This window comes from Rhizobium rhododendri (assembly GCF_007000325.2).
GTDB lineage: Bacteria > Pseudomonadota > Alphaproteobacteria > Rhizobiales > Rhizobiaceae > Rhizobium > Rhizobium rhododendri.
Map to the genome: position 1 here is coordinate 1,391,944 of NZ_CP117267.1, position 15,099 is coordinate 1,407,042.

General features: G+C 60.2%; 15 protein-coding genes and 1 tRNA gene. 6 read left to right on the forward strand and 10 right to left on the reverse strand.

Going from position 1 to position 15,099, the window contains the following annotated elements; genetic code table 11:
* Positions 1-99: 99 nt before the first annotated feature.
* The 4 genes from PR018_RS06900 to PR018_RS06915 form a co-directional block, all read right to left on the reverse strand.
* On the reverse strand, positions 100-1,119 hold the full coding sequence (locus PR018_RS06900; RefSeq protein WP_142828831.1) for a DNA polymerase III subunit delta': 1,020 nt from the start codon (positions 1,117-1,119) through the stop codon (positions 100-102).
* The gene (tmk, locus tag PR018_RS06905) at positions 1,116-1,802 is read right to left on the reverse strand and encodes a dTMP kinase (RefSeq protein WP_142822731.1); all 687 of its coding nucleotides are present in this window, start codon (positions 1,800-1,802) and stop codon (positions 1,116-1,118) included. Before tmk ends, PR018_RS06900 begins: the two co-directional genes overlap by 4 nt.
* 149 nt (positions 1,803-1,951) lie before the next feature.
* Positions 1,952-3,133 carry a D-alanyl-D-alanine carboxypeptidase family protein gene (locus PR018_RS06910; protein WP_142822732.1) on the reverse strand — a complete coding sequence of 394 codons (1,182 nt, stop codon included), beginning with the start codon at positions 3,131-3,133 and terminating at the stop codon, positions 1,952-1,954.
* A gap of 68 nt (positions 3,134-3,201) precedes the next feature.
* Positions 3,202-4,326 (reverse strand): septal ring lytic transglycosylase RlpA family protein, encoded by a 1,125-nt coding sequence (locus PR018_RS06915; RefSeq protein ID WP_142822733.1) that lies wholly within the window; start codon positions 4,324-4,326, stop codon positions 3,202-3,204.
* 339 nt (positions 4,327-4,665) lie between these two features.
* Between PR018_RS06915 and PR018_RS06920 the strand changes: the two genes are divergently transcribed.
* Positions 4,666-5,004, forward strand: coding sequence for a YdcA family protein (locus PR018_RS06920; RefSeq protein ID WP_142822734.1), 339 nt, complete (start codon positions 4,666-4,668; stop codon positions 5,002-5,004).
* Positions 5,005-5,199: 195 nt separating this feature from the next.
* Positions 5,200-5,289: transfer RNA gene (locus PR018_RS06925), tRNA-Ser, on the forward strand.
* A 73-nt stretch (positions 5,290-5,362) separates the two neighbouring features.
* On the opposite strand, the gene PR018_RS06930 is transcribed toward PR018_RS06925, so the two are convergent.
* Both PR018_RS06930 and PR018_RS06935 read right to left on the reverse strand, forming a co-directional pair.
* Positions 5,363-5,773 (reverse strand): hypothetical protein, encoded by a 411-nt coding sequence (locus tag PR018_RS06930; protein ID WP_142822735.1) that lies wholly within the window; start codon positions 5,771-5,773, stop codon positions 5,363-5,365.
* Between the two features lie 113 nt (positions 5,774-5,886).
* Positions 5,887-6,846, reverse strand: a complete 960-nt coding sequence (locus tag PR018_RS06935; protein ID WP_142822736.1) for a LysR family transcriptional regulator — start codon at positions 6,844-6,846, stop codon at positions 5,887-5,889.
* 79 nt (positions 6,847-6,925) lie between these two features.
* On the opposite strand from PR018_RS06935, the gene PR018_RS06940 reads away from it, so the two are divergent.
* From PR018_RS06940 to PR018_RS06950, 3 genes are all read left to right on the forward strand, one after another.
* A complete protein-coding gene (locus PR018_RS06940; protein ID WP_142822737.1) occupies positions 6,926-7,171 on the forward strand; it encodes a hypothetical protein in 246 nt (81 codons plus the stop codon).
* A 2-nt stretch (positions 7,172-7,173) separates the two neighbouring features.
* Positions 7,174-7,884, forward strand: a complete 711-nt coding sequence (locus PR018_RS06945) for an SDR family oxidoreductase (RefSeq protein ID WP_142829059.1) — start codon at positions 7,174-7,176, stop codon at positions 7,882-7,884.
* Positions 7,885-8,007: 123 nt separating this feature from the next.
* Complete coding sequence (locus PR018_RS06950; protein ID WP_205470408.1) at positions 8,008-8,538, forward strand: ester cyclase; 531 nt, start codon at positions 8,008-8,010, stop codon at positions 8,536-8,538.
* A 499-nt stretch (positions 8,539-9,037) separates the two neighbouring features.
* Here the strand turns inward: PR018_RS06950 and PR018_RS06955 are convergent, their stop codons facing one another.
* On the reverse strand, positions 9,038-9,610 hold the full coding sequence (locus PR018_RS06955; protein ID WP_224127681.1) for a TetR/AcrR family transcriptional regulator: 573 nt from the start codon (positions 9,608-9,610) through the stop codon (positions 9,038-9,040).
* A 137-nt stretch (positions 9,611-9,747) separates the two neighbouring features.
* On the opposite strand from PR018_RS06955, the gene PR018_RS06960 reads away from it, so the two are divergent.
* Positions 9,748-10,479: an SDR family oxidoreductase gene (locus tag PR018_RS06960; RefSeq protein ID WP_142822740.1), complete on the forward strand. Its 732-nt coding sequence runs from the start codon at positions 9,748-9,750 to the stop codon at positions 10,477-10,479.
* A 343-nt stretch (positions 10,480-10,822) separates the two neighbouring features.
* Here PR018_RS06960 and PR018_RS06965 read toward each other — a convergent pair whose 3' ends face one another.
* From PR018_RS06965 to PR018_RS06975, 3 genes are all read right to left on the reverse strand, one after another.
* On the reverse strand, positions 10,823-11,263 hold the full coding sequence (locus PR018_RS06965; RefSeq protein ID WP_142822741.1) for a tetratricopeptide repeat protein: 441 nt from the start codon (positions 11,261-11,263) through the stop codon (positions 10,823-10,825).
* A 129-nt stretch (positions 11,264-11,392) separates the two neighbouring features.
* A complete protein-coding gene (gene cysC, locus PR018_RS06970; RefSeq protein ID WP_425064154.1) occupies positions 11,393-13,294 on the reverse strand; it encodes an adenylyl-sulfate kinase in 1,902 nt (633 codons plus the stop codon).
* Between the two features lie 527 nt (positions 13,295-13,821).
* Complete coding sequence (locus PR018_RS06975; RefSeq protein WP_142822743.1) at positions 13,822-14,964, reverse strand: hypothetical protein; 1,143 nt, start codon at positions 14,962-14,964, stop codon at positions 13,822-13,824.
* Positions 14,965-15,099: the final 135 nt, after the last annotated feature.

Sequence of the window (15,099 nt, forward strand, 5' to 3'; positions counted from 1 at the left end):
TTGTTATGTTTGAAGAAGCTGCGTCGCTATTATCGCAAGTCGCACCGCAGCGAAACCTTGAAGTTTGGCGCCAGCGTCGATCGACCCGGCAGGAGGCGACTACAGCTGCTGTTTGAGATCGCCCAGCACGGTTAATATGGTCTGCTTGCGATCGAGATTGTAGGCCTGCGACACTATCAGCCGTTCGGTGACGTCAGAATGAAGCCGCGACATCCGCTCGGCGTCCACCACCCGGCCTTCGAGTGCCGCCTGGCGCGCCCGTGCCATGATGTCGTCCTCGATCTGGGAGACGAAGAAATCGAAGATCGTTTCGCTCTCCCGGCCCGACAGCACGTCCGCGAGCTTGTGCATCGCCTTGCGCGCTGCAGGCCCGTCGGAAGCCACCACCTGGCGGTAGGCCGCGACAATGTCCGCGCCACCGTAGTTGATGAGCTTCAGCGCCTCGCTGACGCTCCCCTTGGCATCGCGCAAAAGGTTGGCATCGGCGGCGATGTCGAGATTGGACAAAGCCGCTGCCAGCGCTTCATCACTAAGCGGTGACAGGCGCAATGGCAGGCATCGCGAGCGTATGGTCGGCAGAAGCTTGCCGGGCGCGTGCGACAGCACCAGGAACAGCGCCCGCTTAGGCGGCTCCTCGAGTATTTTCAGGATGGCGTTTGCAGCGCTGCGGTTCATGTCGTCGGCGGGGTCGATGATAACGATGCGCCAGTTGCCGGTGCCCGACGTCTGCGAGAAGAATTTACCGGCCCTCCTGACCTCGTCGACGGTGATTGCCGATTTCACCTTGCCGGTCTTCTCGTCGACAGGGCGCGCCAGATAGAGAAGGTTGTGAGACGCGCCTGAAGCGATGGCATGGCTGACGACAGAGGCCGCATCGGGATCGGCGATCTCGCCCGGCGCCATCAGCGGATCGGGATGCGACAGCACATGATTGGCAAAGCGGAAGGCCAGCGTCGCCTTGCCGATGCCCTCCGGCCCCTCGATCAGGATGGCATGGTGGCCCTTGCCGGAACGATAGGACTGGGCCAGGAACGCATCTGCCTCCGCATGGCCGAAAAGCCTGGTATTTTCCATCGGAGCAATGGCGCCGTCCAGCACGCCGGGCCGTTCGTCGCTCATTGTGCGGTCTCCGGCCTGGGCCCCGCCTGCCCGTCATGCGATGCAAGCCGCTGGCTGACAATGGCAAGGATGCGGGCCGCGATCTCTTCGGGTGCATGCAGGGCGTCGATGACATGGCAGCGTTGCGGATCGCCGGCAGCAATATCGAGAAACGCTTCCCGGCGCTTTTCATGGGTTTCCATCTCTTCCTTTTCAAAGCGATCCGGCTCGGCCGTGGTCGCGGCTCCGCGCCTGTGTGCACGCTCGAGGCCGACGCTGGCGGGCAGGTCGAGGATCAGGGTGCAGTCCGGCACGACGCCGTCGACGGCGATCCGTTGCAGCGCCTCGATGAAATCCGGCTCCAGATTGCCCGTTACGCCCTGGTAGACGCGCGATGAATCCATGAACCGGTCGCAGAGAACGATTTTCCCTTGCGCCAGAGCCGGGCGGATGACCTCCTCGACATGATCGTTGCGGGCCGCAGCAAACAGGATGGCCTCCATGCGCGTCCCGAAAGGCTCGGCAGCCCCGGAGAGCAGCACGTGGCGCACCGCCTCCGCACCGGGCGGCCCGCCGGGCTCGCGGGTGACCAGCACATCGCGACCGCTCGCCGTCAGGGCTTCGGCGAGCAAACGGATTTGCGTCGATTTACCGGCACCCTCCCCGCCTTCAAAGCTTATGAACAAACCGGTTCCGTTCGACAATTGCTCGCATCCTGCGATCTCGCATTCAATTCGGCAGTCAGATAGGCACTGCCATCGGCCGTTGGCGCCTGTTTAACGCAAGACGATGCCGGGCGAAACCTTCTGGCCGAGAGTTTGCAATGTTGTACGGTGATTTGCCCGAAGCTCTCTCAAGCCGGCGTCGGCGTTTCCCAGAGCCAGGAAAACAAGAGCGTTTCCGATAGCTCGACGAGAGCATCGAGCGCCCGGCGCCCGAGACCGCCCTGCGCGACATCGCCGTCGGTGAACAGCGGAACCTCCCTGACGACGCGGGTGCCAGAAAACACTTTCAAAATCCCCGCCGGCTGTCCGCTTGCAACAGGCGCGGCCAGCGGCCAGCGGTAGATGACGCGGGCCGTCAGCCGATCGGGATTGTTGACAGGCACGTAGACATCCACGCCTGTCTTGGCGACAAGCCCGACCGATGCCCTGGCGCCGCCGTAGACGCTGGCCGTGCCGATCACTTCGCCCTCATCGAAGACACGCTGGCTCCTGAAATTGCTCAGGCCCCATTCGAGCACACGCTTGGCTTCCTCGGTGCGCTCCTTGTCGGAGCCGAGCCCGCCCATGGCCAGAAATAGACGCCGACCGTCACGCGTCACGGAGGAGACGATCGAAAACCCCTCGCCCTCCGCAAAGCCGGTTCCCAGTCCATCGACGCCCATGGTCAGCGGCAGCAACGGATTGCGGTTCCGCTGGAAAATCTTGTTCCAGGTAAAGTCGGGCTGCGCGAAGGATTTGTAGAGGTCCGGATACTTTGACTGCAGGTCGCGCGCCAGCGTTACCAGTTCGCGGGCGGAAACCTTGCTGTCGGCATCGGGAAGTCCTGTCGCATTGCCGAACTGCGCCTTCGGCATGCCGATCTCGCGCGCATGCTGGGTCATCCTGCGGGCAAACTCCGCCTCGCTGACGGACATGCCTTCGGCAAGCACGATGCAGGCGTCATTGGCCTGCTGGATCGCCACGCCCTGAACGAGGTCGCCGATCCGTACGCGAGATTTCAGCGCTGCAAACATAGTAGACGCCCGCGACGGTGCACCGCCCCTGCGCCAGGCATTTTCGGATACGGGATAGGTGGTGTCGAGGCTGACCTCGCCGCGGGTCAGGGCATCGAAAACCACGTCCAGCGTCATCAGCTTGGCCAGCGACGCCGGTGAAAACGGCTTGTCCTCGTTCTTGGCCAGCAGAACGGTTCCGGTAGAGGCCTCTATCATAAAAGCCTGCCCGGCCTTGGTGTCGAAGGCGGGCGGTGGCGCTTGCGCGACCGCATTTGTGGAAAACAGCACGACTGCAGCGAAAAGGCATTTCAGCATCGATAGTCCCCTTCCCGCTTGCCTGCATTCAAATTACGCGCGGCCCGGGGTGAAGGCAATTGCCACCCTCAATCGACCTGCGCGGCAGCCATCTGCCGATGATACGAAGCCAGTATCGATTTCTGCGTCAGGCCATCGTTGCGGACCATAACGGCATCGAACGCCAGCGCCCGAGGCGCCGCCCTGTCAGGCTCCCCATAGGCGACGGCAAGCGACGACGCCGGCGTCAGCGCGGCAAAACCCTGGCGGGAATTCGGCCGCTCGTAGGGAACGGGCCCGATCTGCGGCAGCGACACGAGGATACCCTGGGCCGCCGGCTCCGGTGCGCCCCAGTTCATCTGTGGCTGCTGCTGCTTGAAGGCCGGCGATGTCGGGCTCGATCCGGCATAGGCAGTCGATGCCATGGGAGCAGCCACGGGCACCGGCACGCCCGATGTCGGGTGGCGGGTCGGCTGGCGCAGCGGCGTCTGCACATAGTCCGGCAACTGGTCGGCGGTCATCTTGCCATTCGATGCGACCATCAGGCCGCTGCCGAACTGGCTGCCGGGATTGATGCCAGGCACGCGGCTGCCTTTCGGCACGTAGGAGGCCATCAGATAAGGCATGTCGTGACCCTCGAGCGGCGCACGACCGACATATTGCACCCGCACCGCGCCGGTCCCGCTGTCGCGAAGATCGAGGAGGTCGGCGCTCTTGTTCGAAAGGTCGATGATGCGACCGGGATGATACGGCCCACGATCGTTGACACGCACGATGACCGACGAACCGTTCTCGACATTGGTAACCCGCGCATAGCTAGGCAGCGGAAAAGTCGGATGGGCTGCAGACAGGCTCAGCTGGTCATAGACCTCGCCATTGGCCGTCAATCGGCCGTGAAATGCGGAACCGTACCAGGACGCGATACCGACCTTGTTATACCTGTAGTCTTCCTTCGGATAATACCACGCACCCTTCACCTGATAGGGATTGCCGACCATGAAGCGTCCGCCGCCGCTCGGGATCTTGCCACTGGTGACGACGCGCGGGCTGGCCTTGACGCCATATTCGGCTTCAGAAAAATATTCCTTGCCATGCTTGGTCTTCAGAGGCGGAGCATGCGTCGTGCCGCAGGCGGAAACGGCTGCACACACGGCCGAGAGAGCCGCCCAACGCAGGCCTCTCCTGTATGATACCGAAACATTCTCGAACGTCATGTCTGCCAAACCGATACGCGATACTGAACAAGGTGGAACAGAAGAGGGTGGATGAGACGACGGGTCTCCAACTCCAATTCCGACCTACGCCCCAATCACCTAACGGGACTTTAATCATGTTTGCATGATGTCAAATTAGCCGGTCCCAGTGGCCTAAAAGGAACAATTGTAACGATCATGGTTAACCAGCAGTAAACGGAACCAGGCAACCCCGCGCCAACGCTGACGGCCGGGAAAAGTATCAACCCGTTGCGTGACTGCGCTGTCCCTACGGATCGAATCTCAACCCCCAGGTCAGGTTCGTCCCCTAGCCGTACGGTTTTATCCCGGGGAAGCTACATGCGTCTGTTTTCGATCATCCTGGCCGGCTCACTGGCGGTTTCCACCACTGCGTTCGCCAATTCTCCCTGCAGCGGCAAGAAAGGTGGCATCGACCATTGCGAGGGCAGCACATTCATCTGCAATGACGGGTCGGTGAGTGCCAGCAAGAAGTCATGCTCAGCCACCATGGGAACGGGCACGGGAGCACTCGGCATCGCCGGTGCCCAACAGGAAGAAATGTCGCCGGCAGCTTCGAGCGACTGCTCCTGCCGATCCGCAACCTATTGCACCGGCCCAAAAGGCGGCCACTTCTGCACCACAGATACCGGTGGCAGGAGCTATCTCCGTAAAGACTGACGAACGAGCCTCGACCAGCCAACGATGTTGGCTTAGATCAATGTGGCGAGGATGCTTGCACCGCCGAAAAGGTTGACGCCGCGTTGCAAGAAGCTATAAGCGCAAGTCGAAAACCGAATTAGTTGCAAACTGTGCCGCAACTAATCATCCCGGTCGACGGTATTGAAGAAGAAACCGCTTCAATATCAAATACTTGGAAGAGTGTCCGAGCGGTTTAAGGAACCGGTCTTGAAAACCGGCGTGCGGGAAACCGTACCGTGGGTTCGAATCCCACCTCTTCCGCCATTTCGCCGCAGATTGTGCGACAAACTGCGATTGCTGCGAATGGGATCATCATGTCATCTCGCCGACGCGCAAATCAAAAGTGCTCGTCAAGAAACGCCGCCGCTTCGTCCGAGATACCGACTACCTTGTTCGTCGCCTGACGATAGAGTTTAAAATTTTGCTCGGTTCCCGGCTGGCCATCATTCCATTCATTGAGAGGCTTTAGCTCGCTCCGCCCCAGCGGCCTTTTTACGAGCGCGGTGCATCTAATGGTGAGGCTCACGCGCGGCGTTTGCCGGGCGACGCCGCGCTTCTTTGCAATCGCCTCGGCATAAGTCACGATGCCACGCGCGCAAAGGCCTCGTCCGCCCTCGTTCTCGCTCGCGAATACGAAAACTACGTCACCTTTGACGATCTGTTTGCCGCCGTACATCGTTTTCTGTGCGGTGAACGAGAAACTTTTAGCCCGTGGATCGCCAACCTCAGCCTTGATCGCGAACGCCATGACCCTCCCTCCCGACTGCCCAAAGGGCATCATAGTGCTATAGCGTAGACATAGTGCCATCGTCATCGGGCGTCGCCCGCCACTTTGCCGAGGCAGCCGTGTCTGCGACCGGCTTATCGCAGATCGCCGCCCTTTTCACGCCATGAAACGCCTTCGCCGGCGATCGACTGTTGCCGATCCGAATCAATCGTGGTGTCGATGTAATCCGCAAGCCCGTCGAGCAGGACGCGTGTTTTGAGTGGCAAATACCGAGCGCTTGGATAGAGGGCAACGATCGGCGCTTCGCCACCATCCCAACCTGGCAGTACACGCTCAAGCAGGCCTGTGGTGAGGTCCCCGGCAATATCGACTTCCGATTTCAACATGATGCCAAGGCCGTCCCGCGCCCAGCCGTGCACGACATCGCCGTCATCGGCGCGTAGCCGTGCATGGGCCGCAATATTTGCTGTGGCGCCATCGGGCCCGTGCAGGTACCAGGGTTCGCTGGCGGCGCCATAGCGCAGGAAAGCGTGCGCCTTTGAATCGCCCGGCGTGAGCGGCCGGCCAACGCGATCGAGATAAGCGGGCGCCGCAACCAGGATGCGCCGATTGTCGGCGAGCTTTCGCATCATGGCCGAACTGTCAGCGAGGGCGCCGATGCGGATCGCGACATCAAAGCCGTCGCCTACGATATCGACCACACGGTCGTCGAGTTCCAGCGCGACGGTAAGGCCGGGGTAGCGCTCGGCAAGTCGTCCAAGGGCCGGCGCCACGAAGCGCCGGCCGAAAGCGATCGGCGCACTGACGCGCAAGGTTCCGACCGGCTCGTTGCGACCGCCAGCCAATCGGCCTTCCGCCGCCTCCAGGGTTTCGAGAGCCCGCACAACATCGGCCAGCAGCCGAGCGCCTTCGTCTGTCGCGCTCAGTGACCGGGTGGTACGATGTATCAGCCGAACGCCGACGCGGCTTTCGAGTGTCCCGAGCCGCTTGCTGACCACGGCCAGCGTGACGCCAAGGCGCAATGCTGCAGCCGTCAGGCTGCCCTCCGCCAGGATAGCGCGAAACGTCTTTAGCTCGTTGAGGTCGTCGAGCATCAATTATCAATCCAAAGTCGACAAACAATCGTCTATAAATAACATTATCATCTATGGCACGATAGTCCATATCTGGCTCATGACGAATGTAGCCATTCTCACCACCAATCGAACGCTTCTCGGTAGCGGCCTTGCCGCAATCGCCGCGTTCGCGATCTCCGCTCCCGGCAATGCCCGATCGAAGCCCGCCGTGTGGTTCGCTCGCAAGGATGAGATCGCGACATGGGCAGCCGAGCACCGCGCGATCACTCCCATTTATGACCTCGGCGCTGGCCGTCAGCGGGTTGCCCCGCTCAGCCGCCTGATCCCGAACGAAAGGATTTGACCATGACTCTCTCCCTGAAAGATAAACGCGTCCTCGTCGTCGGCGCCACCGGCGGGATTGGTGCCGCGACGGCCGAAGCTTTTGCCGCGACCGGTGCTTCCGTCTTCGCCGCTGGCCGGCCCGGTCCCAAGCTCGAAGCCCTCGCCACCCGCATCGCGGCCCAGCCCGTCGCGCTCGACACTCTCGACAACTCCGCCATCGAAGTCTTCTTCGGCGAGGCGCAGCCGTTCGACCACCTGGTGATCGCCGCGGCGGCAACCCGGAGCGGTCCCGTTGGTGGGCTGTCGCTCGACGACGCCAAGGCCTCCATGGAAAGCAAGTTCTGGGGCGGCTATCGCATCGCGCGGGCCGCCAGAATCGCGGATAGCGGTTCGATCACCTTCGTCTCGGGATTTCTCTCACGGCGTCCGAGTGCGAGTTCGGTGCTGCAGGGGGCAATCAATGCGGCCTTGGAAGCGCTCGGACGCGGCCTGGCGTTGGAACGGGCCCCGGTCCGGGTCAACACAGTGTCGCCCGGCCTGATCGACACGCCGCTCTGGGGCGGCATGGAAAAGGCCGACCGCGCAGCCATGTTCGCCCGCACGGCCGAACGGCTGCCCGTGCGTCGCGTCGGCCAGCCGGAGGACATCGCGCAGGCGATCCTGTTCGTCGCGACCAATCCCTTCGCCACCGGTACCACGGTCACAGTCGATGGTGGCGCCACCATCGCCTGAGACAAGCGGTGCTCGCCCCAACTCGGAAACACGACCGCTTCACCACTGCGCCGACCGCTATCCTCGACGAACGCGTGTGTCGCGGGGACGACAATGCCGCCAACCCCTGAAAGAGAAAATGTCATGCGCAAATTTCCAGTCGCAGCCGCCATCCTCGGAATGCTGCTCTCGGTGCCAGTCGATGCCGCGGAGCTGAAGATCGACGATCTCACCGTTGGAAGGACCGTCTCGAACGAACAAAACCAGGCGACAGTGACGGCAGCGAAAACCTTCTATCAATTCTGGAACACCGGCGACGAAGCCGCCCTCAAGGCAGCGATTGCGTCGACCTTCACCGACCGCACGCTGCCGCCCGGCCGTCCCCAAGGACCGGAAGGCCCGGCGTTCGCCTCGAAAAAATTCCGCTCAGCGGTCCCCGATCTCCGCGTCGAGGTGAAGAAAATGATCGTCACAGATGAGTTTGTTACGGTTCATATGGAGTTCAGAGGTCATTTCACCGGCACCTTCGGCACAGTGAAGGGCCATGGACAGGCGATCGACTTCATCGCGACCGATCTGCTCAAGGTGACCGATGGGCGGATTACGGACAACTGGCACATTGAGGACAATCTGACACTGCTCTCGCAAATGGGCGTCGCGACCGTAACGCAGTAATGGTTGCGCGAACCTGAAAGCCCCTACCGTGTGGGAGCGCTTTCGAATGGTGCATCAAGTTGCGCGAGCAGCGGTCCATTCCTGACGGCGATGATATCATCATCGGCCAGATGCGGCATTAGAGGGCTATAGCGTAGACGTAGTGCTCTTCATCATCGCGCGGGGCCCGCCATTTCGCCGACTTTACGCCATGGTGCGACATTCTTCGCGATAGATCCTCGACCACCGCCGATAGAGCCACAGAGGCGATATGTGAGGATGTCATACATGGCTTATGAGAACCCTCGGATCGGCAGCAAGCGCCCCCAGACGGACGCTTAAATGAGCATTTCGAGCCGCCGAAAGCGGCCATTTGTTCAGCGCGATCTTTCCCGTTTCTCTGTCTCCCCGCGAAGATTTGGGGGGAAGCCGAAGTTGCGCTCGGTCGCGTGTATGAGGAACGCGGCGGCTTTCTCGCTCCCGGTCCGCAGTCGGGAAAGTTGCCTTGGCGGTGACGGCGTTAAGGCGGCGATCGAGCCGCTTCCAAATAGGCGTTGCACATCATCATGAGCTGACCTTGGACGGCGCGTTCCTCGTCTGGAGGCAAGTTGCGCTCGAACACGTTGCGGACCGTGCCGAAAACGGTGGCTAGCAGCGTCAGGTTGACGGTCGACAGCTCGGCAAAGGTCGCATCGGAAGCGGTTCCTAACATCGCAGCGGTCGCGGCATCGACACGGGTGGCGAAGGCTGCGATCAGCGCCTCGTTGTCAATCTCCACAACGGAGCGATAGAGCGCGCGTGTCACCTCCGGCCGCTCCGTCTTGGCGTGCCAGTAGGTCGTCACCAGCGCCTCGACCATCCGCTTGATGGCAGCGCCGTGCTGCACCAGGCACGCAGCCTCTATTTTGGCCGCCAGTGCGTCGAGATAGCGTTCGTTGAGCGCATAGAACAGCGCCTGCTTGTGCGGGAAATACTGGTACAGCGTGCCCACCGACACGCCCGCCCGCTGCGCGACGCGCGTGGTCGTCAATCGGTGCGGTCCATCGCTCACCAAAACCTGAATGGTCGCCTCGAACATGACGTCCAGCGTCACCGTCGCTCGTGCCTGACGCGGCATTTTCCGGGGGTTTAGGTGGGACGGCCGCGCCGAAGCCATAAGCGAATCCTCAAACCAATCGATTTTTTATACATTGGAGTGCCACCAAAACGAACACCACAAGGACTGAACACATGGCCGACACTTCCCGCATCGCGCTCGTCACCGGCGCGAACAAAGGCATCGGACTGGAAATTGCTCGCCAACTTGCTCAAGCGGGTGTCACCGTTATCATCGGCGCTCGCGATCCCGATCGCGCCAGCTCGGCCGTGAGCGGGCTATTGGAAGCTGGCCTGTCGGTTCGATCCGTTACCCTCGACCTCAACGATCATGCGGGCATCGCTGCGGCGGCCGAAACTATTCGCGCCGAATATGGTCGGCTCGATATCCTCGTGAACAACGCCGGCATCGTCGATGCCGAGGACGGGCCGCCGACCAGCGGCTCAGCGGAGGCCGCGCGGCGAACCATGGACACCAACTTCGTCGGCACGTTGGCTGTGACGCAGGCGATGCTGCCGCTACTGCGCCTGTCGTCGGCCGCCCGTATTGTGAACCTATCCAGCTCGCTAGGTTCGCTCGCGCTCAACGGCGATCCAGCCTCGCCCTACTATTCAGCCCGGCTGATCGGCTACAATGCCTCCAAGGCGGCGCTGAACATGCTGACTGTGCAGCTTGCCGAGGAACTGCGCGACACGCCCCATGTCATCAACTCGGTTAGCCCCGGCTTTGTGAAGACCGACCTGACCGGGGGCAACGGCTTCATGACGCCCCAGGAGGGCGCGAAGCTGCCGGTCAAATACGCGCTGCTAGGTGGAGATGCGGTCTCCGGCCGCTTCGTTGAAGCAAGCGGCGAGACGCCTTGGTAAGCTTTCGCGTAGGACGCCCTGCCCGCATGACGGACGAGAGAGACGAGAGCGGACGGCCGGCAATTCACCAGCCCGGCCCTTCAGGACATGGATAAAATGGCCAAACTGCTAATGAACCGTGGCAATTGGCCTCGGAAGTCTCGCCGTGCGGCGGCAGGGGGATACAGCTTAGACATCATCACAATCGGGCGCGGCCGCCACTTCGCCGATGTTCAATCAGAGGCATTGTCGAGATGGTTTGCCCCACACCCTCACAGCCAGTCGAGCTATCCCGAGCGCTGTCCTCTGGCCAGTTTGGTCATCAATTTGCGCTTCGAAGACGCCAATGCGGCACGGCAAGCAGTCAAGATACCAGCTTCCGCATGCGCAGGTAGTTCAGATACTTCGCATCGGATTCCTCGAAGATCTCCTCGCCCTCGGCCATGTAGGCGCGCAAGAGCGGGTCGGTGCTCTCCTCCTGATGCCCAAGATCGTAAAGGCATGTGCCTATGCCTAACTGAACAAAGCCGTTGGCATGGCCATCGCTGCTCGCTGCCGCCCGCTGGAAGGAGGAGAGCGCGGACTCCATATCGCCTTGCTGCCTTTGGGCGTCGCCTATAGAAGCATAGAGCCAAAGCGCCGCATCCCATTTGTGGTGCGGCTCCGGTAGCAAACGGATGGCCGACTGCCAGCACCGGATCGCACCTGTCTCGTTGCCGGCATCAAGCAGGTCATTGCCCTGCTCGGACAACTCCGTTACGCGCTCATGAATGTCGTCCGCCAGTTCTTCCTGTTCAACACTCATTCTGCAAAGCCTTGTCTATCGATTTATCGGATATCTCTGTGGCGGGCGACGAAAGATACCCTGCTCTATACGTACCCGACCGTCGCGTCCGCGGCCATCGTCTTCAATCCTGTTGAATGAAATTGCGCGTTAGACCAGAAACCCAAGCCCACGAAGCCTTTTCTCCAGCGCGGCCATCGTTTCCTCCGGCGACCTTCCGACGGTCTCCAAGCGGACCTCGGGTTTTTCCGGGGCTTCGTAGGGGGAATCGATGCCCGTGAAGTTCTTGAGCATCCCATTTAGCGCCTTGGCATAGAGACCTTTTGGATCGCGGCGGGCACACTCTTCGAATGGCGTATCGACGAAAACCTCGACAAATTCGCCTGGCTGCAACATCTCCCGCGCCATCTGTCGCTCTGCACGAAATGGAGAAATAAACGACACCAGGACGATGAGGCCAGCATCGGCCATCAGCCGCGCGACCTCGGCAACACGCCGGATATTCTCGACCCGGTCCTCGTCCGTAAATCCCAGATCGCGGTTGAGCCCATGACGCACGTTGTCGCCATCCAGGAGATAGGTATGGTAGCCGGCAAAATGCAGCTTTTTTTCGAGCAAATTGGCAATTTCCGACTTGCCCGCACCGGACAGGCCAGTGAACCACAGGACGACCGGCTGTTGATACTTTGCCGCCGCGCGCTGCGTCTTGTCGATATCGAGAGACTGCCACTGGATATTCCCAGCGCGCCGCAACGGATTGAGGATCGTTCCTGCAGCCACGGTGGCATTCGTCATCCGGTCGACGAGGACGAAGGCACCGGTGATGCGATTGACCGCGAAAGTGTCGAACGCGATGCGCGACTGTACCGAAATATTGGCCACGCCTAGCGCGTTGCGCTCAAGCGTCTTTGTCGCCTCATGGGCAAAGCTGTCTACGTTGATGCGGCATTGCAGATCCGTCACCGTGGCGTTGACCTGCTCAACCTCCGTCCGCAGGATATAAGATCGACCGGGTAACAACGGCTGCTCATCGAACCAGACGAGATTGGCGGCGAACTGGTCAGAGACATGCGGATGCGCGGAGGGCGACACAAGCATATTGCCGCGCGATACCTCTACCTCGTCCTCGAGCACGATCGTGATCGCCTGGCCTTCGATGGCGCGCGTAAGATCTCCCTCGTCAGTGAGGATGCGCTTCACCCGTGTCAATTTGCCGGATTTGGCGATGGCGACGACGTCGCCCTGCTTTACCGATCCGGAAGCCACTGTGCCGGCAAAGCCGCGCAAATCGAAATCGGAACGGCTGACATACTGCACCGGGAAACGAAATGGCGCGTCGGCAGTTGCCTCCCCGATCGATACGGTCTCGAGCTGCTCCAGCAAGGTCGGACCCACATACCAGGGTGTCCGGTTCGATCGCCGCACGACGTTGTCGCCGTGGCGCGCCGAAACAGGGATCGCCTCGATTGTCTCGAAACCGAGTTCAGCAACAAACCTGCGATACTCTTCCTCGATACGTCGGAATACGTTGCCATCAAATGCGACAAGATCGCATTTGTTTACCGCCAGAATCACGTGGTTGATGCCGAGCAGCGAGGCGATGACCGAATGGCGGCGCGTCTGGGACAGTATCCCCTGGCTTGCATCGACAACGACGACCGCCAGATCGGAAGTCGAGGCGCCCGCCGCCATGTTGCGCGTGAATTGAGCGCGACCCGGTGCATCGGAGGCGATAAATTTTCGCTTCGATGTTGAAAAGAACCGATGACCGGGATCATTGTCAGACACCAGGGATCCCTTGGCTTCATGCGCATTGGCGAGCGGCGAAAAATCGGTGTCTTCATTGTTGGAAGATGTGTACAAACGGCTTTGACTTTCGGACGCAGGTTCGTGTGCAATCACGCTGTCATCGTCCAGAAGCCGGCCAATTAGTGTGGACTTGCCGCCATCGATCGATCCACACGTCAGAAACCGCAGTTGCGGCTTCTGCGTCCGCGCGGTAGCGATCGCGCTTTTTTCGTCAGCGGCAGGCTTGCCTCGGGACCTGTTCAAATGGGGGCGCATGCCTGTCAAAATAACCCGCTTATGACTTTGTGTTCATCCGCAAATGCGCGTCCGAATCAAGTTAGAGAAGGGGCTTCCCTTCAGTTATCGCAGGCGGCAGCTGATAGTTTGCCGCGCTTGAACACCTACATTCTAAGGAGCAGGCTCTGCTCAGGTACCGACAGCGTGAAGTTGACATCTGCTTCGCTAAGGATTCGTAGGTCACCGTTTCAGATAATGTCATTAGTCTTTGGAATTTCAAGTTGGCAGCCAATTAAAAAACCAAAAGACAGTTCTTTAAATACCAATCCGGATCCACCTGCGAAATACACTTAGGATTGCAATAAGCGTGAGAAAATCGGCAGAATAACAGGCAGCGGCCTGACACTTCTGAATTGCGGCAATAAATATGTTAGCGCCGCATTCAGGCGTTGAAGTTTTCAACGCCTGAAAAAGATGAGGATAAGGGTGACAGCCGCTCGTGACGTCAACCTGATGTCAACAAAGCCCTATCAATCAACCCCGCGCCAAACTTTTTACCGGCGGCTGATACCCTTGGCCGCTGACAACGCTGCGCGTACGGGACCCGTGGCGCGCCATGTCCGGCTTTCGGTGACAGCTCTGAAATCGGCTTCGGCCTTTTCAGCGCGAGCTTGTTCGGTGGAAACCGAAATTTGCAGTTTGGCGGCTTTGCTTTCGGCGCGCTCTGCCTGCACGCGCAATCCGGATGCTTCATTCGAGAGCCGAGCGGATTCTTGCACCAACGCGGCCACTTCGCTCTTGAGGCGGGACACTTCGCTCTGCAGACCTTCGGATCCCCCCTTCAACCCGGCTGCTTCGCTTGCAGAACGACCCGCCTCATCAGAAACCCGCGAAAGCTCCGCACGAACTCGAGCCAGTTCGCGCCGCAGCGCAAGCATGTCCACTTCGTCATGCCGCAGCGACGCCGGCCCACGGTGCAGCGTCGGTGAAGTCTCCCGTTTGGTCCCCTCCTCACCGCCGACACGCACCTTAGCAGGATCGGCTATTCGCTCGTGGGCCGAATATGCGAGCTCTGGCGTCACCTCCGGCGGGAGGACAGGCTGGAGCGCTCTGAAGAGGTATTGCTTGTCCTCGATTATTTTCGGGAAAGCTAGAAAATGGATCGGTATCTCGGCTCTTGCGGCGCGCCAGATCAAGTCGTGGAACGACACAGCCAGCAGGCGTGCCTGATCGAGGGGATTGACCGAATAGACTACACCGCCAGGTGTCGTTCCCCAAACTTCCCAACTTTGGTCCAGCTCTGCCATCCAGGGAGCCGACTCGTGCATCGCCCGCATTTCTAGGACTGTGCGGCTGGTCGCAGCTTCCACGAGATCGCGAACAGGAATCAAAATTGCGTCCACGGCGATATGCGGGTTAGCCAGGATTTGTTCAAAATACTGACCGATCCACGGAGACTTCACCACATAGGGCAGGTTCTCTCCGGTTCCGCTGACGATTTCTTCCAAGCCGGCATTTGCCGTGTCGTCCCACATTACCTGGCCATCTCTGCTGCGCGAGAGAGTGGTATCGAGCCCGAGTTCTGTTAGATAGCGCACCAGAAAACTGGTGCCTGCACGCCCGGTGCCAGCAATCAGAAGATGACGCTTTGGCGATTGGTATGAGCCCGCCGCTGGATCGGCTTTAGTTTCGTTCAATCTATTACATCCTTTATTGCGCTGATGTAGCGCTGAAAACAAACGGCAGCCGTATTACGCGGATGGCTGCATGAGACAGGGCACTCACCCGTTCATAAGTTTGACGTGGCACCAATGTTTTGCCAATTCACGATT

Excerpts from the sequence above, each read along its gene's own strand:
- PR018_RS06900 (WP_142828831.1), bottom strand. The coding sequence starts at position 1,119 with ATGAGCGACGAACGGCCCGGCGTGCTGGACGGCGCCATTGCTCCGATG.
- PR018_RS06910 (WP_142822732.1), bottom strand. The coding sequence starts at position 3,133 with ATGCTGAAATGCCTTTTCGCTGCAGTCGTGCTGTTTTCCACAAATGCG.
- PR018_RS06915 (WP_142822733.1), bottom strand. The coding sequence starts at position 4,326 with ATGACGTTCGAGAATGTTTCGGTATCATACAGGAGAGGCCTGCGTTGG.
- PR018_RS06920 (WP_142822734.1), top strand. The coding sequence starts at position 4,666 with ATGCGTCTGTTTTCGATCATCCTGGCCGGCTCACTGGCGGTTTCCACC.
- PR018_RS06930 (WP_142822735.1), bottom strand. The coding sequence starts at position 5,773 with ATGGCGTTCGCGATCAAGGCTGAGGTTGGCGATCCACGGGCTAAAAGT.
- PR018_RS06935 (WP_142822736.1), bottom strand. The coding sequence starts at position 6,846 with ATGCTCGACGACCTCAACGAGCTAAAGACGTTTCGCGCTATCCTGGCG.
- PR018_RS06940 (WP_142822737.1), top strand. The coding sequence starts at position 6,926 with ATGACGAATGTAGCCATTCTCACCACCAATCGAACGCTTCTCGGTAGC.
- PR018_RS06945 (WP_142829059.1), top strand. The coding sequence starts at position 7,174 with ATGACTCTCTCCCTGAAAGATAAACGCGTCCTCGTCGTCGGCGCCACC.
- PR018_RS06950 (WP_205470408.1), top strand. The coding sequence starts at position 8,008 with ATGCGCAAATTTCCAGTCGCAGCCGCCATCCTCGGAATGCTGCTCTCG.
- PR018_RS06960 (WP_142822740.1), top strand. The coding sequence starts at position 9,748 with ATGGCCGACACTTCCCGCATCGCGCTCGTCACCGGCGCGAACAAAGGC.
- PR018_RS06965 (WP_142822741.1), bottom strand. The coding sequence starts at position 11,263 with ATGAGTGTTGAACAGGAAGAACTGGCGGACGACATTCATGAGCGCGTA.